Below are 17,208 nucleotides of genomic sequence, written 5' to 3' on the forward strand. Positions count from 1 at the left end.
CACTTCGCGCCTCCGGCCAGGCGATTGCCATTACCCTACTAAGCCGATAGGTTAAATCTTCTCGACCGGAATTGGAGGTGACCCATGACGCGGCTCGTCCTGCTCGCCCTCGTCGGTCTGGCGGCCCAGCTCGTCGACGGCGCGCTCGGCATGGCGTACGGCGTCACGTCGACGACGTTGTTGCTGCTCGCCGGGGTGGCACCCGCCTCCGCCAGCGCGTCGGTCCACCTTTCCGAGATCGGCACGACGCTGGCCTCCGGAGTCGCGCACTGGCGATTCGGCAACGTCGACTGGCGGGTCGTCACGCGCATCGCGGTCCCCGGCGCGGTCGGCTCGTTCCTCGGCGCGACTCTGCTGAGCGCCATCTCGACGTCGGCCGCCGCGCCGTGGACGTCAGGCGTACTCCTCGCGCTGGGCGTCTTCCTCGTCACCCGGTTCACCCGGCCGCTGCGCCCGGCTCAGCCGCGCCCGGTGCGTACGAGATTTCTCGCGCCTCTCGGGCTGGTCGCGGGATTCGTCGACGCCACGGGTGGAGGCGGCTGGGGCCCGATCGCCACGCCGACGCTGCTGGCCTCGGGCCGCATGGAGCCCCGCAAGGTGATCGGCTCGGTCAACACCGCGGAGTTCCTGGTCGCGGCGGCCGCCAGCGCCGGGTTCCTGGTCGGTCTCGGCACGTCCGGATTCGTGTTGCCCACCGTGATCGCGCTGCTCGCGGGCGGAGTCGTCGGAGCTCCGCTGGCCGCCTGGCTGGTCCGCGCGGTTCCGGCTCAGGTGATCGGGGCCGCGGTCGGCGGGCTCATCATCCTCACCAACACCCGCACGCTGCTGCGCGCGTTCGAACTCGAAAGCTCCGTGGGCCGCTGGCTCTATCCGCTGCTCGGGCTCGTGTGGTTCGGCGCGATCGCGATCGCCCTCCGCATCCACCGACGAGTACGCACAAAGCAGCCGGCGTCGTCCGAACAGTTGGAGCTCGAGGCGGTCGGGTCCTAGGCGCGCTCTTGGGTCCGCACTCAGGCACCGGAGCAGATACGATCCCGCGTCGTGCATCGCGATCTTCCCGACTCCGTCCGCCGCCTCGTCCGCGTCCTCCTCTGCGGTAGCGCATTGAGCGCGGTGATGTTCGTCGTCGGTCTCCTCGAGGCGGCACACGCCGCCGCCAACGCCGATGCGGCCACGCAGCTCCTCCTGGATCGATTCCCATACGAATTAACGTCTGCGGAGGGATTCTCCAACGCCCTCCAGGATTTGGCTCACACGGTCGCCGGCGTCGGCGCAGTCGGAATGCTGATGCTGCCCACCGCCGCGATTCTTAGCCGCCGGTGGTGGGGTACTCGTCTTCTGCTCTGGTCGCTGTGGGTACTCATGCTCATCGGGCAGGCAGTCCTCATGATCTCGTCACCCAACGGACTGCTACTACTCAGCGGGACCAGTGCGGGAACGCCGGAGGCGGCCATCGAGCCGCTGCTCAAGTTGCCGGGAATCGACTGGCTCCTCTTCACGCCGCCGATCATCCTGTTCTACGTGCTCTACCGGATGAACAGGCTCATCGTGGCTGACGAAACGGAGACCTTCTTCGCCGCCCGCACGGACGTCCCTGACGATCCGACGTGGACCGAAGGCGTGCAGGCCGTCAAGGCTCGACAGGCGGAGCGCGAGGCGAGTACGCGTCGAGCCGCCTGAGCGCGGACCGGGCGGCGTCAGCCCGCGGACCTGGCAGGCCGGGCCGGGCGACGGCTCGGATCTGCTTCGGCGGCCGTCCCGGCGCGGCCGGTGCCCGGCGGGAGCGACGATCTGGCGCCCGGCGAACCCGGGACCTCGTTCATAAGCCCGTGCCCGGCGCGTTTCCACCCGGCCTGGCGCTATTCACCCGTGCCCCGCGCGATGCACCCGCCTGGCCCGGCGCGATGATCGTCGGAATCCGACAACCTTGCGTTGGCGCGCGAGCCTCGCAGAAAAGCGGCCCCGCGCAGAACCGACGCGCGTAGAGCCGACGCGCGTAGAGCGAAACGCGAGCGTCAGACCTTGCGGAGCAGTCCTTCTTGGACGGCGGTCGCGATGTGGCGGCCCGAGGCGTCGAGCATCCGGCCGGTGGCCAGCCCACGCGCGCCGGACGCGGACGGCGACCACGAGTCGTAGAGGAACCACTCGTCGGCGCGGAACGGGCGGTGGAACCACAGCGCGTGGTCGAGGCTGGCGCCGATGACGCCGCCCGGACCCCAGACCTCGCCGTGGTAGGAGAGCACGGAATCGAGCAGCGTGAGATCGGACGCGTAGGTCAGCGCGCACGCGTGCACGAGCGGATCGGCCGGGAGTTTGCCGTCGATGCGCATCCAGACCCGCTGGTGAGGGTCGGGCGTGCGGTCGCCGGGGCGGACCCAGCCGGGCTCGCCGACGTAGCGGACGTCGAGCGGGCGCGGGATCTGCGACCAGATTGCGACGCGCTCGGGGTACTTGGCCAGGCGATCGAGCATGGTCGGCAGCTCGTCCGGGCCGGGCACGTCCGACGGGCCCGGAGCGTGATGGTCCAGGCCCTGTTCCTCGATCTGGAACGAGGCCGACATCAGGAAGATCGGCTTACCGCCTTGCAGCGCCACCGAGCGGCGTACGGAGAACGACCGCCCGTCGCGGATGACCTCGACGGCGTAGTCGATCGGCTCTTGTGGGTCGCCGGGGCGGACGAAGTAGCCGTGCAGCGAATGGACGTGCCGACTCGGATCGACCGTACGCCCGGCGGCGGCCAGCGCCTGCGCGGCGACCTGCCCGCCGTAGACGCGCATCGGGAGCTGCGACGTGCTGTGCCCCCGGAACCGCAGTTCGTCCAGGTGCTCCAGGTCGAGCAGCCGGATCAGGTCGTCGACGGCGGCCTGCCCGACGAGCGGGCCGCCGTCGGCGTCCGAGGTCACCGGTAACCGGCCAGCGCGGGCGTGAGGGAGCCCAGCTCGTGCACCCGGAGGGTGTTGGTGGAACCGGGGGTGCCGGGCGGGCTGCCCGCCACGATCACGACGATGTCGCCCGGCTTGGCCCGGCCGAGGCCCAGCAGCGCCTGGTCGACCTGACGGAACATGTCGTCGGTGTGGTGCACGAACGGCACCAGGAACGTCTCGACACCCCAGGACAGCGCCATCTGGTTGCGTACGTGCTCCTCCGGCGTGAACGCCAGCAGCGGCAGCGTGCAGTGGAGCCGGGCGAGACGGCGTACGGTGTCGCCGGTCTGCGTGAACGCGACCAGCGCCCGCGCGCCGACGGCGGTGGCGATGTTGGACGCCGCCACGGTGAGCGCTCCACCCCGCGTACGGGGGTCGTGCTGCAACCGGGGCACGCCGACCTGACCGGACTCGGTGGTCGTGATGATCTTGGCCATGGTGCTGACGGTGAGCACCGGATACTTGCCGACGCTGGTCTCGCCGGAGAGCATCACCGCGTCCGCACCGTCGAGGACGGCGTTGGCGACGTCACTGGCCTCCGCGCGGGTCGGGCGCGAGTTCTCGATCATCGAGTCGAGCATCTGCGTCGCCACGATGACCGGCTTGGCGAACTCCCGGCACAGCTGAACGGCCTTCTTCTGCACCAGCGGAACCTGGTCGAGCGGCATCTCCACGCCGAGATCGCCGCGCGCCACCATCACGCCGTCGAACGCGTCGACGATCGCCTCGAGGTTGGCGACCGCCTCCGGCTTCTCCACCTTCGCGATGACCGGCCGGTGGATGTTCTCCTCCGCCATGATCTGGTGGACGAGCTTGATGTCCTCGGGCGAGCGTACGAACGACAACGCGATCCAGTCGACGCCGAGCTGGAGCGCGAACCGCAGGTCCTCGGTGTCCTTGTCGGACAGCGCCGGTACGCTGATCGCCACGTTCGGCAGCGAGACGCCCTTGTTGTTCGAGACCATGCCGCCCTCGACGACCCGGCACTTGATGTCCGGCCCGTCCACGGCGATCACCTCGACGGCCACCTTGCCGTCGTCGATGAGCAGCTTGTCGCCGGGGCGTACCTCCTCGGGCAGCTTCTTGTAGGTGCACGAGACGCGGTCGGCGGTCCCTTCGATCTCCTCACTGGTGATCGTGACCGTGTCACCGGTACGCCACTCGTGCGGGCCGTCGACGAACCGGCCGAGCCGGATCTTCGGGCCCTGGAGGTCGGCGAGGATGGCCACCGCCGCGCCGGCCGCCCGCGCCTGGCGGCGTACCTGCTCGTAGACGGCCTCGTGGTCGGCGTGGTCGCCGTGGCTGAAGTTGAGGCGGGCGACGTTCATGCCCGCGTCGATGAGGCCCTTGAGCCGCTCGGGGCTACTGGTCGCAGGGCCGAGGGTGCAGACGATTTTCGCGCGGCGTGTCACGTTGACTGAGCCTAGCCCTCAACCCGGCGAACCACGAAGCCGGGATGGGCCCTTTAACGCTGGTTCACCTGCGGGATTCTTAGTTGTCCGCTACGCCTAACCGTTCGTCCGGGGACGGCTAACCGGACGGTGTGCCCGAATATTCGCATGCGGCCCGTTGCCGCGGCCTTCTAGCGTCGGCGGCATGATCCCCCTCCGCACTCCGCTCACCCGGTACGCCTTGGGCCGTGCCGACGCCGGGCTGGCTCTCGACGCGCTGCGGGCCTGGGCTGCCCCCGGCCGATCCAACGGCAGCCTGCACGCCGGTGACGTCGGCTGGTTCCTGCGCTTCGACGAGGAGCGAGTGCGCGCCGCGCTCGCAGTCTGGTCGGACGCCACCGGTCCGGTCGCGGTGGAGTTGTCGGACCCCGAGTTACGCCGGATCAGCCTGGCACCGCGAGCGGAGGAGGACCCGGAGGTGCTGGTCGCCCTGGCAGACGCGGTGCGTACCGACGGAACGCCGGTGGGGGTGACGGCCGAGTCGGGTCTGTGGACCGCGCTGGTGAAGTCCGGCTGGACCGCCGGGGCGCCGGATGCGCACCTCGTGCTGCCGCTGTCCGGCCCGATCGAGGTGGATCTCCCGTACGCCCTGGTCGGCGAGGCGGACGCCGCCGCGCGAGTGGATGTGCAACGCGCGGCGTTCTCCCGTTCGACGTTCACCGTGGCCCGCTGGCGGCAACTGCACTCCTCCCCGGCCGGGCAGTACGCCGTCGACGTCCTCGTGCGTACGCCGGGCGGGACGGCGGCGGCCGCAGCGATCGGCTGGTTCGCCGGGCCGGGCCGCTGCGCCGTGCTCGAACCGGTCGGCACCCATCCCGACTACCGTCGCCGGGGTTACGGGCGGGCCGTCGTCCTGGCCGCAGCCGAGGAGCTGCGCAGGCTGGGTGCGAGCGCGGTCGCCGTGCTGCCACCGGCCGACCTCGAACCGGCCGTCGGCGCATACCGGGCGGCCGGGTTCGAACTGATCGGGTACGAGCACACGCTCACGCCGCCGAGACACGGATCCTGACGCCGCCGGTGAGCCGGTTCAGTGCTCCATCCGCCGGGTCAGCGATTCGAGCTGGTCGGTCAGGTCGTCGATGCGGGCGATCCCCCGGTCGAACTCGCTGCTCGACTCGCTGGGCCGCATGCCCATCTCGCCGCCCATGATCTCGTCGGCCTGCTCGTTGTACGCCGCTTGAGCGGCCGTGATCGCCGCGGTGACCGACCGCGACACCTGCTCGGCTCCGCCACGCAGGGCCGACTCGTCGATCCGCAGCTCCCGCAGCATCCCGCCGGCCCCTGTACGCGCGACGACGAGCCCGTCCTGCGACCGCCCCTCGGCGCTGGCGTGCTCGAGCCGCTCCTGGGCCCGGCGCAGCCGGTCCACCTGGTCCATCGCGTAGTGGGCGAGTCCATCCAGATTGTTCAGTCCAGCCATAGCCGCCTCCCCGGTCGTAGCCGACTCCCCGCAAGTTATCCACAGGGCGCGCAGGCACCATAGCCACCCGGGCCGAACCATGCCAAGATTCCCGATGTGCCCGACGACATCACCGCGACGATGGCCCGTGACGTGGCGCCGATCCTCGCTCCGGGCGAGGAGCTGTCGGTGGCCGCGATCATCACGTCCTCCGATCCCGGCGCGACCGGGCCGGTCCGGGTCGGCCCGGAGCTCGGCAACTTCGTCGTGCGGCTGCTCACCCTCGGGCTGGTCGGCGAGAACACTCAGCTGATGCGGCGCGCGCTCTGGGGCCGCTCGGTCACCGGCCCGCCGAACTCGCTGGCGCATACCTTGCACGACCTGATCCACGAGGCCAGCTGGGCCAAGCTGGTGCTCACCGACCGGCGCGTGATCATCGCGCGCGGTGAGCTGCTCGGCCCCGGCAGTTACAAGTTCGACCTGGTCGGCTCGCTGCCGCGGACCGCGGTCGTGGGCGCGCGGCCGGCGCCCAAAGGCCTGATGCGGCGAGGGCGCCTGGAGCTGCGTTACGCCGACGGCTCCACCGGCGTCGTCAATCTGCTGAAGAAACAATCGTCCGTCGTGCTGCGCGCACTGGGAGGCTGACGCGCACCGCCGACGGGGTTCCATGGGGAGGGAACTCGAGTGGATACCACCAAGATCGCCTTACAGGCGCTCGACAGTTACCGCCAGACGGCGTCGTCGGTCGCCGACGGTTTCGACCGCGCCCGGCAGGGGCTGGTCGACGCCGACGTGAGCGGCGACAGTTTCGGGCTGCTCCAGGAGTCGCAGGGCATCGCCGGGAAGTACAGCGAGCGGTGTGAAGCCGGGCTTCAGGTGCTCACCGACGGCCGGGACGTCTTCGACGCGCTGGCCGACGCGATGGAAGCCGTGCGCGACGCGTATCGCACGGCCGACAAGGCCGCCGCCCAGCGATACGGAGGTCAGTGATCATGGCACGCTCTGAAGCCGGTGCGATGCGCATCGACGGCTGGCTGTCGCCCGCCGGTGCCGCGCTGCACATCATCAAGCCCATCGTCGACTTCCTCTCCCACCCGCTCGACCAGGTGACCGGCGACCCCGAGGGGTTGCGGGCCAAGGCGGAAGCCTGGAAGCACGCCGCGACCGCGGTCTCCGGGCTCATCACGCAGGAGAGCGACGCCCGCGCCAAGCTGATCGCGGCGTGGGAAGGCGACGCCGCGAAGGCGTTCGACAAGGAGATCGGCGAGCTGTCGACCAACCTCGCCGAGATCGTCGAGCACTTCAAGGGCACCGCCGAGATGCTGGAGCAGACCGCGACCGGCGCGCAGCAGGCCGAAGACTTGGTCGTCGACATCATCAAGGAACTCATCGCCTGGCTGATCTGCACGATCATCGTGGCGCTGGCGTCTTCGTGGATCACCCTCGGCGCCTCGGTCGCCGCCGGCACCGCCGCGGGCTGGGCCGAATCCGCGGTCGCCGCCGGTCGTTGCGCCACCGTCGCGTCGAAGCTGGCCAAGCTGCTGCGGGCCGCCGAGAAGTTCCTCAAGACGATGAGCGACTTCGCGAAGGCGTACAAGATCACCAAGTTGAAGTCGACCGGCGTGAGTGCGTGGACGAAGGCTCGGTTCGCCACTGGCACCGGCTACCAGCTCATCGCCACGAACTGGGTGATCAAGAAGACGATCGTCGAGCCGACGGTCGGCAATCACGTCGTCCGGCCGACCATCGGCGCCGGGGACAAGTCGATCGACTGGCCCGCCCTGCTATAGCGAGCGCTGCAAAAGGGGCCCCTCCTCGGGGCCCCTTTTCGCGTCAGCGCGCGGCGGCGAGCGGCTGGGACGAGGGGCGTACCGGAGCCGGCAAGGCACCCTCCCCACCCAGGTACGCATGGATCGCCGCAGCGGCGGAGCGCCCCTCGGCGATGGCCCACACGATGAGCGACGCTCCCTTGTGGACATCACCGGCGGCGAAGACGCCCGGCGTACTGGTCTGCCAGGCGGCGTCGACCGCGACGGTCCCCCGCGACGGCAGCTCCAGCTGCTCCAACGCGGCGTACGCGTCGGTGCCTTCGAACCCGATCGCGAGCAGCACGAGGTCGGCCGGGATCTCCCGCTCGCTGCCCGGCACGACGGTGACGACGCCTCGGCCGCCGACGCGCTGAACCGTGACGTCGGCGAGCACGATGGCCCGCACGTTGCCCTGGCCGTCGTCGACGAACCGCTGAACGGCGACGGAGAAGACCCGCTCGCCGCCCTCCTCGTGGGCCGGGTAGTTCCGCAGGATCCAGGGCCAGGTCGGCCACGGGTCCCGGTCGCCGTCGCGCGCCGACGGCGGCAACGGGTAGCGGTCGAGCTGGGTGACCGACGCGGCCCCCTGCCGGTGCGCGACGCCCAGGCAGTCCGCGCCGGTGTCGCCGCCGCCGATGATGATGACGTGCTTGCCCTCGGCCGTGATCTGCGGCGCGGGGCCGCCGTCGACGTGCCGGTTGGACTGCACGAGGTGGTCCATCGCCAGGTGGACGCCGGCCAGCGCGCGACCCGGCGTCTCCGGGGTGTCCCGCCCGGCGAGCGCACCGGTCGCCAGCAGCACCGCGTCGTGCGAAGCCCGAAGTTCGGAAGCCGAGACGTCCACGCCGACGTTCACGCCGGTCCGGAAGGAGACTCCTTCGGCCGAGAGCTGCGCGACCCGGCGGTCGATGTGGTGCTTCTCCAGCTTGAAGTCGGGGATGCCGTACCGGAGCAGGCCGCCCACCTTCTCGTCCCGCTCGTAGACGGTCACCTGGTGGCCGGCGCGGGCCAGCTGCTGGGCCGCGGCCAGCCCGGCCGGGCCGGAGCCGACGACCGCAACCGTCTTGCCCGAAGATGCGGGCGCGGGCTGGGCGACGACCGAGCCGTCGGCGAACGCCTGGTCGATGATGGAGACTTCGACCTGCTTGATCGCAACGGGGTCGTCGCCGATCCCGAGTACGCACGCAGCCTCACACGGCGCCGGGCACAGCCGCCCGGTGAACTCCGGGAAGTTGTTGGTGGCGTGCAGGGACTCGATCGCCGACCCCCACGACCCCGTACGCACAAGGTCGTTCCAGTCCGGAATCCGGTTCCCGAGCGGACAGCCGTCGTGGCAGAACGGGATGCCGCAGTCCATGCACCGGGTGGCCTGCTCGCGGACGAGCTCCTGATCGGCGGGCGGGTAGACCTCCTGCCAGTCCATGATGCGTACCGGGACGGGGCGGCGGGCCGGCAGCCGCCGGCCGTAGCGCAGGAAACCATTGGGATCAGGCACGAGAGACCTCCATGACCGCGGCGTCTACGTCGCGACCGGCGGCTTCGGCGGCCCGCATGACTTCCAGTACCTTCTTGTAGTCCCGGGGGATCACCGCAGTGAACCGGGTGAGCGCGGCGTCCCAGTCGGCGAGCAGCTTCTCCGCCACCGTCGAACCGGTCTCCGCGTAGTGCTTGTCGACGAGCGCCCGCAGCGCCGACGCCGCCGGACCGGTCACCGGGTCGAGGTCGACCAGATCGCGGTTGACCAGGTCGCTGTCCAGGTCGAGCAGGTACGCCTGCCCGCCGCTCATGCCGGCGGCGAAGTTGCGCCCGGTCGGGCCGAGCACGACGACCGTGCCGCCGGTCATGTACTCGCAGCCGTGGTCGCCGACGCCCTCCACCACGGCGGTCGCGCCGGAGTTGCGTACGGCGAACCGCTGCCCGGCCTGCCCGCGCAGGTACACCTCACCGGAGGTCGCCCCGTAGAGCACGGTGTTGCCCGCGATGACGTTGGCCTCGGCGGCGAACGGCGCGCTCGTATGCGGCCGGATGATCAGCCGGCCCCCGGACAGCCCCTTGCCGACGTAGTCGTTGGCGTCGCCGAGCAGCTTCAGCGTCACCCCGCGCGGCACGAACGCGCCGAACGACTGCCCGGCCGTGCCGACCAGGGTGAGGTCGATCGTGCCGTCCGGCAGCCCCTCGCCCCGGTAACGCCGGACGACTTCGCCGCCCAGCATCGCGCCGACGCTGCGGTGCTCGTTGCGTACGGCGACCGTCGCTGCGACGCGGGTGCCGCTCTCCAACGCCGGTGCGGCGAGTTCCAGCAGCTGGTTGTCGAGCGACTTGTGCAGCTGGTGGTCCTGGTCGCGGACCTTGCGCAGGGCCGCGCCGACCGGCAGCGACGGCTGGTGCAGCACGGCGCCCAGGTCGAGCCCGTGCCCCTTCCAGTGATCCACCGCCGGGGCGAAGTTCAGCAGGTCGACCCGGCCGACGGCCTCGTCGATGCTGCGCAGGCCGAGCGCGGCCAGGTACTCGCGCACCTCCTGAGCGAGGAACAGGAAGAAGTTCTCGACGAACTCCGGCTTGCCCGTGAACCGCTCGCGCAGGCGCGGGTTCTGCGTCGCGATGCCGACCGGACAGGTGTCCAGATGGCACACGCGCATCATCACACACCCGGCGACGATCAGCGGCGCGGTGGCGAAGCCGAACTCCTCCGCACCGAGCAACGCGGCGATCACGACGTCGCGGCCGGTCTTGAGCTGCCCGTCGACCTGCACCGTCACCCGGTCGCGCAGCCCGTTCAGGAGCAGCGTCTGCTGCGTCTCCGCCAAGCCCAGCTCCCACGGCGTACCAGCGTGTTTGAGGCTGTTGAGGGGAGACGCGCCGGTGCCGCCGTCGTGGCCGGAGATGAGGATGACGTCGGCCTTGAGCTTCGCGACACCCGCGGCGACCGTGCCCACGCCGGTCTCGCTGACCAGCTTGACGTGGACGCGCGAGGCCGGGTTGACGCTCTTGAGGTCGAAGACGAGCTGCGCGAGGTCTTCGATCGAGTAGATGTCGTGGTGCGGCGGCGGCGAGATCAGCCCGACCCCCGCGGTGGCGTGCCGGGTCTTGGCGATCCACGGCCAGACCTTGTTGCCCGGCAGCTGGCCGCCCTCGCCGGGCTTGGCCCCCTGCGCCATCTTGATCTGCAGGTCGTCGGCATTGACCAGGTACTCGGTGGTCACGCCGAAGCGGCCCGAGGCGATCTGCTTGACCGCGGAACGCCGAGTCGGGTCATAGAGCCGCTCGACGTCCTCGCCGCCCTCGCCCGTGTTCGACTTCGCGCCCAGGTTGTTCATCGCGATGGCCAGCGTCTCGTGCGCCTCCGCCGAGATCGAGCCATAGCTCATCGCGCCGGTCGCGAACCGCTTGACGATCGCCTCGACCGGCTCGACCTCGTCGATCGAGATCGGCTCACGGTCCGCGAAACTGAACAGGCCGCGCAACGAACCCGCCTGGGCCGCGAGGTCGTCGACCTTCGCGGTGTACTCGCGGAAGACGCCCTCCTGCTTGGCCCGCGTCGCGTGCTGCAGCAGGAAGACCGTCTCCGGGTTGAACAGGTGCAGCTCACCCTCGCGACGCCATTGATACTCGCCGCCCACCTCCAGGCGGCGATGTGCCTGCTCCGCGACATTCAACGGGTACGCCACCGAGTGGCGGGCGGCCACCTCGGCGTGGATCTCGGCGAGCCCGATGCCGCCGATCTTCGACGACGTACTGGTGAAATACCGCTCCACCAGCCGCGAATCCAGGCCGACCGCCTCGAACACCTGGGCGCCGCAGTAGGACGACACCGTCGAGATGCCCATCTTGGACATGATCTTCTGGACGCCCTTGCCGAGCGCCTTCACGTAGTTGCGGATCGCCTTCTCCGGCGTCACGCCGGCCAGCGCGCCCTCGCGGATCAGGTCCTCGGCGCTCTCGAACGCGAGGTACGGGTTGACCGCCGCCGCGCCGTACCCGATGAGCACTGCGGCGTGGTGGACCTCTCGGCAGTCACCGGACTCGACGATCAGGGCGACCTGCGTACGCGTCTGCTCCCGGATCAGGTGCTGATGCACCGCCGCGGTGAGCAGCAACGACGGGATGGGGGCGAGATCGGCGGTCGAGTCGCGGTCGGACAGCACGAGGATGCGTACGCCGTCCTCGATCGCCTCCGAGACGTGCCGGCAGATCTCGGTCAGCCGCGCCTTGAGCCCGGCCGCACCGTCTCGCAGCGGATAGAGGCCGGAGACGCGAACCGCCTGGTAACCGGGCATGTCCCCGTCGTCGTCGATCGAGAGGATCTTGGCCAGCTCGTCGTTGTCGATGATCGGGAACGGCAGCACGATCTGCCGGCAGCTCGCCGGGCCCGGGTCGAGCAGGTTGCCCTCCGGCCCGATCGTACCGGCGAGGCTGGTCACCATCTCCTCACGGATGGCGTCCAGCGGCGGGTTGGTCACCTGCGCGAAGAGCTGGTGGAAGTAGTCGTAGAGCAACCGCGGCCGGGTCGACAGCGGCGAGATCGGCGTGTCGGTGCCCATCGAGCCGAGCGGCTCGGCCCCGGCGCGCGCCATCGGCCCGACGAGGATCTTGAGCTCCTCCTCGGTGTAGCCGAAGGTCTGCTGCCGCCGCTGCACCGAGTCGTGCGCGTAGACGATGTGCTCCCGCTCGGGCAGCGACTCGAGGTGGATGAGCCCAGCGTGCAGCCAGTCCGCGTACGGGGCGTCGGCGGCCAGGTCGCCCTTGATCTCGTCGTCGCCGATGATCCGGCCGGCCGCGGTGTCCACGAGGAACATCCGGCCCGGCTGCACCCGGCCCTTGGCGACCACCGTTGCGGGGTCGAGGTCGAGCATGCCGGACTCGCTGCCCAGCACGACCAGGCCGTCGCTGGTCAGCGACCAACGACCGGGGCGCAGGCCGTTGCGGTCGAGCACCGAGCCCACCACGGTGCCATCGCAGAAGGCGACGTCGGCCGGGCCGTCCCACGGCTCCATCAGGCTCGCATGGAACTGGTAGAACGCCTTGCGAGCAGCGCCTTCGGGGGTGGTCGCGAGGCTGGCGTCGTTCTCCCACGCCTCGGGGATCATCATCAGCACCGCGTGCGGCAGGCTGCGCCCGGTCAGGTGCAGCAGCTCCAGCACCTCGTCGAAGTTCGCCGAGTCCGAGCCGTCCGGCGTGCAGATCGGGAACAGGCGCTTGAGGTTGCCGGGGATCAAGGGGCTGGCCAGCAACGATTCCCGGGCCTGCATCCAGTTCTTGTTCCCCCGGATGGTGTTGATCTCGCCGTTGTGCGCGATGAACCGGTACGGGTGGGCCAGCGGCCAGCTCGGGAAGGTGTTCGTCGAGAACCGCGAGTGCACCAGCGCGATCGCGGAGACCACCCGCTCGTCGGCCAGATCCGGGAAGAACGTGGTGAGCTGCTCCGGCGTGAGCATGCCCTTGTAGACGACCGTCCGGCCGGACAGCGACGGGAAGTAGAGCGGAACACCGCGCTCACGGGTCTCCCGCTCGGTCTGCTTGCGTACGCAGAACGCGACGCGCTCCAGCTCCAGCCCGTCGAGCGGCCGGTACGGCGCGGCGAGGCTGTGCGCCTTCAGGAACACCTGGCGAATCCGCGGCCGCGCGCGCTCGGCCGTCGCGCCCAGGCCCCGGGGGCGTACCGGGACGTCGCGCCAGCCGATGATCTCCGCGCCCTCGACGAGGGCGTACTTCTCCAGGACGGTCAGCGCCCGGGCCTCGTCCGCGCCGTTGGTCGGCAGGAAGACGAGACCGGTGACGTACTGCCCGGCCGGGGGCAGCTCGAACGAGGCGCCCTCGTCGGCCAGCACCGCCCGGTAGAACTCGTCCGGGATCTGGATCATGATCCCGGCGCCGTCCCCCGTCTCCGGCTCGGCGCCGCGGGCTCCTCGGTGATCCAACCGGCACAACGCGGCCAGGCCCTTGGCCACGACGTCGTGTGCGCGCCGGCCATGGAGGTCGGCGACGAAGGCGACGCCGCAGGCGTCCTTCTCATTGGCCGGATCGTAAAGGCCCTGGGGGTACGGGTATGCCACACCGGCCTCCTGTCGTCGTCACGAGAGTCGGGCGTGTGAAACGCCGGCTTGCTCATGTGGGTCATGAAATCGGGACGACATCGGCCCTGAGGGAAGAATTTCCCGGTTACGGTCGCCGACCGGGATCGCCGGTCCGCCGCGCGGCAAGGTTGCCACCTATGGCAAGTGTTGCTCGCCCCGTACGGGGAGTGAAAGTGAGTCTACGTTAACTCCCCCGTCATTCCGCCAGACACAGATAGATCACATGTCCACAAGCTGAGATGGCGGGTATTCACGTCTTTCGCCGTACAAATTGCCGTAATTCGGATTAATGTGCGATAGACGGCAGCTGTGGTGCGTCCTTGCCGTCCACTGTCCATCTGGAGGAAGGCAGGACGCGATGGGGAGCATCATCCGCGCCGGTGCACCGCTGAGCGGCGTCGCCGGGGCTACCAACGACATCTCCGACACCTTGCAGAACTGGCTGGCGACGGTCGGCAACGCGGCGCTCAAGTGCATCGTGTTCCTGATCATCTTCTTCGTCGGCTGGCTGATCGCCCGCGCGGTCGACTCGGCGGTGAGCCGGTTGCTGGCCAAGGTCGGGTTCGACCGGCTGGCCGAACGGACCGGCCTGCGCCGCTGGACCGGCCGGTACGCGCCCAGCGCGCTCGTCGGCCGAATCGTGCGCTACATCATCTTGCTGATCACGCTGCAACTGGCCTTCGGCGTCTTCGGGCCGAACGCGATCAGCGACCTGATCGACGCGATCATCGCCTGGATCCCGCGCCTCATCGTGGCCTGCGTGATCCTCGTCGTGGCGGTCGCCATCGCCGGCGCGGTCTTCGACATCATCCGCAACGCCCTTTCGCAGTTCTCCTACGGCAAGGGGCTGGGCCGGGCGGCGCAGATCGCGATCATCGTCCTGGGCGCGGTCGCCGCGCTCAACCAGATCGGCGTGGCCACCACGGTCACGATGCCGGTGCTCATCACGATCCTCGCCACGATCGGCGGCATCCTGGTGGTCGGCGTCGGCGGCGGTCTCATCCAGCCGATGCGGGAGCGCTGGGAGCGCATGCTCACCAAGGGCGAGGCCGAGATGACGAAGGTCTCGACCCATCTCAAGAGCGAACCGTCCACCGGCGGCTCAGCATCGGGGGGCGACGTCACCATGCCGATCCCGCCGACAACCTGACGCCCCGCGTTGATCAAGACGCTAGGGGCGGCGACACGCCGCCAGGCGGGACCTTAGGTTCATGATCAACGCGAAGGGGTCAGTTCGGCGGGAACCAGTTGGCGGCCTCGGCCCGGGCGCGATCGAGCACCCGGGTCGAGAGCACGCCGAACGCGGCGTCCCGAGCCCTGGTCCCGAATCTGCCCCGAGGTGCGAGCACGGCCCCGACCCGTTTGGTCTGCCGGGCCACCGCCGCCGATCGGGGCACCCGCGTCTTCGAGTACGCCGTGACCGCAGCACGTAGCCCGTCCCCTGGTTGGGTCTGGTTGGCCAGCGCCACCAGCGTCGCCACATCCTCGAACGCCAGGCAGGCGCCCTGCGCCAGGTGGTGAGCCATCCCGTGGGCGGCGTCACCGATGAGCGCCACACCGCCGGAGCCGGCGGGCTTGCCGAACTCGGTCAGCGGCGGATTGATCTCGCGTACGTCGTGCTGGACGAGGTCGTCCGGTTCGGTCGCGCCGAGCAGATCCCCGACCGGGGCCGGCCAGCGTTCGAACCACCGCCGCAGCAGGGCCAGCTGAGTGGCCGGAGCCTCCGGCCGGGCCGCCCCGGCGACGGTCGCCTGCCAGTAGATGCCGCCTCGAGTGGACGCCCCGGCGGAACCACGTTCGCCGAGGGACGCCGCGAAGAAGCGGTAATCCCCGCCGAGGATCTCCGTGCCCAGGGCCACCTCCGTCGCCAGGTGGGGCGCTCGATACCAGGGGATGACGGCCCGCCAGGCGGCGTACCCGCTGCTGATCACGCCGGACTCCGGCGAAACCGCGCGCCGGACGGCGGACTGGCTGCCGTCGGCCCCGATGAGCAGGTCGGCCTCCCACGTGGCGCGACCGTCGGTGACGCTGGGCCGGTCGCGAGGCGTGACGCGGACCTGGCGCACGTCGATCCCGGTACGCACGTCGACCGTGGCGGTGAGCCGGGCGATCAGCGCGTCGTGGAGGTCTTCGCTGTGCACGACGAGCGGAGCCGAGCGCGGCGAGAGGGCCGCCGCCGCACCGGGCTGGACCAGCCAACTGCCGTCCGCCCGCCGGATGCCACTGGGCGGGACCGGCGTGGCGATGGAGTCGAGCCCGTCGGCGAGGCCGAGCGCCCGCAGCGCCCGTACGCCGTTGGGCCACAACAGCATCGCGGCCGAATCGGCCCGCAGCCGATCGTTGCGTTCCAGCAGGGTGACGCGCCACCCGTTGCGGGCCAGCGCTCCGGCGGCGGCGAGCCCGCCGACGCCGGCTCCGACCACCACCGCCTGACCCATGCGGACCTCAGCCCTTCTGCTCTTCTTCCTGTTTCCCTGGCTCGCTCGCCGAGTCTTCCGCAGGCGGGTCATCGTCGTCCACTTCGGACTCACCCGGGGACTCGCCCGTGCTCTCCGGCCGGGTGCCCGAGGCGGTGAACTCGTCGTACTGGGCCTCGGTGACGACCTGGAATCCCTTGCCGCCGTCGACCGCCGGGATCACGAACTCCTGCGGGCCCTTGCGCAGCAGGAAGAAGATCAGCGCGCCGAGGAAGACGACGATCGAGGTCCAGACGTTGAGGCGTACGCCGAAGAAGTGGTTCGCCTCGTCGGTGCGGATGGTCTCGATGACCCCCCGCCCGACCGTGTACGCCATCACGTACAGCGCGAACGCGCGGCCGCGGCCGAACTTGAACCGGCGGTCGGCCAGCAGGACGAAGACCGCGACGAGCAGGTCCCAGACCAGCTCGTAGAGGAAGGTCGGCTGGTAGAGGCCCTCCAGCAGGACCGCCTTGCCGTCCGGCCCGATCAGCGCGTGACCCTGGTTGCCGGGGTCCATCTTGTGGACTTCCAGCCCCCAGGGAGCGGTGGTAGGGCCACCGTAGAGCTCGTTGTTGAACCAGTTGCCGAGCCGGCCGATCGCCTGCCCGACCGGGATACCGACCGCCATCGCGTCGGCGACCAGCGCCAGCGGCAGGCCCATCTGCTTGCAGGCCAGCCAGGCCCCGAGCGCGCCGAGCGCGATCGCGCCCCAGATGCCGAGGCCGCCCTCCCAGATGTAGAGCGCCTTGATCGGCTCGCCGCCCTCCCCGAAGTACGCCTCGGGCGAGGTGATCACGTGATAGATCCGGCCGCCGATGATGCCGAATGGGACGGCGTACACCGCGATGTCGAGAACCGCCCAGCGCGGGGCGCCCCGGCGTCGCATGCGGTAATCGGAGATGACCGCGGCGGCGATGATGCCCAGGATGATGCAGAGCGCGTAGGCCCGGATCGGGATCGGCCCGACCTTCCACACGGCGACGGAAGGGCTCGGAATCCAGGCCAGCACCTGACTCGACAGGCCCTGGGTCAGCTCAGCGGCGAGGTTCACGGGCACACGCTACCGTCCGTGCGCCGAAATACATAGCGCCCC

General features: G+C 70.2%; 14 protein-coding genes. 7 read left to right on the plus strand and 7 right to left on the minus strand.

What is annotated here, in order from left to right; genetic code table 11:
- The first annotated feature begins 84 nt into the window (after nucleotides 1–84).
- Nucleotides 85–990, plus strand: a complete 906-nt coding sequence (locus HOV77_RS20505; RefSeq protein WP_290864054.1) for a sulfite exporter TauE/SafE family protein — start codon at nucleotides 85–87, stop codon at nucleotides 988–990.
- A gap of 51 nt (nucleotides 991–1,041) precedes the next feature.
- Nucleotides 1,042–1,680, plus strand: coding sequence for a hypothetical protein (locus tag HOV77_RS20510; protein WP_290864055.1), 639 nt, complete (start codon nucleotides 1,042–1,044; stop codon nucleotides 1,678–1,680).
- A gap of 335 nt (nucleotides 1,681–2,015) precedes the next feature.
- On the opposite strand, the gene HOV77_RS20515 is transcribed toward HOV77_RS20510, so the two are convergent.
- Together HOV77_RS20515 and pyk are read right to left on the minus strand one after the other, a co-directional pair.
- Nucleotides 2,016–2,903, minus strand: coding sequence for an acyl-CoA thioesterase II (locus HOV77_RS20515; RefSeq protein ID WP_290864056.1), 888 nt, complete (start codon nucleotides 2,901–2,903; stop codon nucleotides 2,016–2,018).
- Entirely contained in the window at nucleotides 2,900–4,336 is a 1,437-nt protein-coding gene (gene pyk / locus HOV77_RS20520) for a pyruvate kinase (RefSeq protein ID WP_290864057.1), read from the minus strand. The genes HOV77_RS20515 and pyk overlap by 4 nt, the downstream gene beginning before the upstream one ends.
- 184 nt (nucleotides 4,337–4,520) lie before the next feature.
- Here pyk and HOV77_RS20525 point away from each other — a divergent pair, with 184 nt between their 5' ends.
- Nucleotides 4,521–5,384, plus strand: coding sequence for a GNAT family N-acetyltransferase (locus HOV77_RS20525; protein ID WP_290864058.1), 864 nt, complete (start codon nucleotides 4,521–4,523; stop codon nucleotides 5,382–5,384).
- Nucleotides 5,385–5,402: 18 nt separating this feature from the next.
- Here the strand turns inward: HOV77_RS20525 and HOV77_RS20530 are convergent, their stop codons facing one another.
- Nucleotides 5,403–5,795: a YbaB/EbfC family nucleoid-associated protein gene (locus tag HOV77_RS20530; protein ID WP_290864059.1), complete on the minus strand. Its 393-nt coding sequence runs from the start codon at nucleotides 5,793–5,795 to the stop codon at nucleotides 5,403–5,405.
- A gap of 96 nt (nucleotides 5,796–5,891) precedes the next feature.
- Here HOV77_RS20530 and HOV77_RS20535 point away from each other — a divergent pair, with 96 nt between their 5' ends.
- Genes HOV77_RS20535 through HOV77_RS20545 form a run of 3 tightly spaced genes read left to right on the plus strand, consistent with a single transcriptional unit; the run spans nucleotide 5,892 to nucleotide 7,564 of the window.
- Entirely contained in the window at nucleotides 5,892–6,419 is a 528-nt protein-coding gene (locus HOV77_RS20535; RefSeq protein WP_290864060.1) for a hypothetical protein, read from the plus strand.
- A 39-nt stretch (nucleotides 6,420–6,458) separates the two neighbouring features.
- On the plus strand, nucleotides 6,459–6,764 hold the full coding sequence (locus tag HOV77_RS20540; RefSeq protein WP_290864061.1) for a hypothetical protein: 306 nt from the start codon (nucleotides 6,459–6,461) through the stop codon (nucleotides 6,762–6,764).
- Nucleotides 6,765–6,766: 2 nt separating this feature from the next.
- Nucleotides 6,767–7,564: a WXG100 family type VII secretion target gene (locus tag HOV77_RS20545; RefSeq protein ID WP_290864062.1), complete on the plus strand. Its 798-nt coding sequence runs from the start codon at nucleotides 6,767–6,769 to the stop codon at nucleotides 7,562–7,564.
- A 43-nt stretch (nucleotides 7,565–7,607) separates the two neighbouring features.
- Here the strand turns inward: HOV77_RS20545 and HOV77_RS20550 are convergent, their stop codons facing one another.
- Nucleotides 7,608–9,077, minus strand: a complete 1,470-nt coding sequence (locus tag HOV77_RS20550; protein ID WP_290864063.1) for a glutamate synthase subunit beta — start codon at nucleotides 9,075–9,077, stop codon at nucleotides 7,608–7,610.
- Nucleotides 9,070–13,635, minus strand: coding sequence for a glutamate synthase large subunit (gltB, locus tag HOV77_RS20555; protein ID WP_290864064.1), 4,566 nt, complete (start codon nucleotides 13,633–13,635; stop codon nucleotides 9,070–9,072). The genes HOV77_RS20550 and gltB overlap by 8 nt, the downstream gene beginning before the upstream one ends.
- A 379-nt stretch (nucleotides 13,636–14,014) precedes the next feature.
- On the opposite strand from gltB, the gene HOV77_RS20560 reads away from it, so the two are divergent.
- Nucleotides 14,015–14,806: a hypothetical protein gene (locus tag HOV77_RS20560; RefSeq protein ID WP_290864065.1), complete on the plus strand. Its 792-nt coding sequence runs from the start codon at nucleotides 14,015–14,017 to the stop codon at nucleotides 14,804–14,806.
- Between the two features lie 79 nt (nucleotides 14,807–14,885).
- Here HOV77_RS20560 and HOV77_RS20565 read toward each other — a convergent pair whose 3' ends face one another.
- Entirely contained in the window at nucleotides 14,886–16,094 is a 1,209-nt protein-coding gene (locus HOV77_RS20565; protein ID WP_290864066.1) for an NAD(P)/FAD-dependent oxidoreductase, read from the minus strand.
- Between the two features lie 7 nt (nucleotides 16,095–16,101).
- On the minus strand, nucleotides 16,102–17,166 hold the full coding sequence (gene lgt / locus HOV77_RS20570) for a prolipoprotein diacylglyceryl transferase (protein WP_290864067.1): 1,065 nt from the start codon (nucleotides 17,164–17,166) through the stop codon (nucleotides 16,102–16,104).
- Between the last annotated feature and the right edge of the window lie 42 nt (nucleotides 17,167–17,208).

The organism is Hamadaea sp., from assembly GCF_013362815.1.
GTDB lineage: Bacteria > Actinomycetota > Actinomycetes > Mycobacteriales > Micromonosporaceae > Hamadaea.

Coding starts and splice junctions, on each gene's coding strand:
- HOV77_RS20565 (WP_290864066.1), bottom strand. CDS start 16,094: ATGGGTCAGGCGGTGGTGGTCGGAGCCGGCGTCGGCGGGCTCGCCGCC.
- HOV77_RS20505 (WP_290864054.1), top strand. CDS start 85: ATGACGCGGCTCGTCCTGCTCGCCCTCGTCGGTCTGGCGGCCCAGCTC.
- HOV77_RS20560 (WP_290864065.1), top strand. CDS start 14,015: ATGGGGAGCATCATCCGCGCCGGTGCACCGCTGAGCGGCGTCGCCGGG.
- HOV77_RS20530 (WP_290864059.1), bottom strand. CDS start 5,795: ATGGCTGGACTGAACAATCTGGATGGACTCGCCCACTACGCGATGGAC.
- HOV77_RS20545 (WP_290864062.1), top strand. CDS start 6,767: ATGGCACGCTCTGAAGCCGGTGCGATGCGCATCGACGGCTGGCTGTCG.
- HOV77_RS20525 (WP_290864058.1), top strand. CDS start 4,521: ATGATCCCCCTCCGCACTCCGCTCACCCGGTACGCCTTGGGCCGTGCC.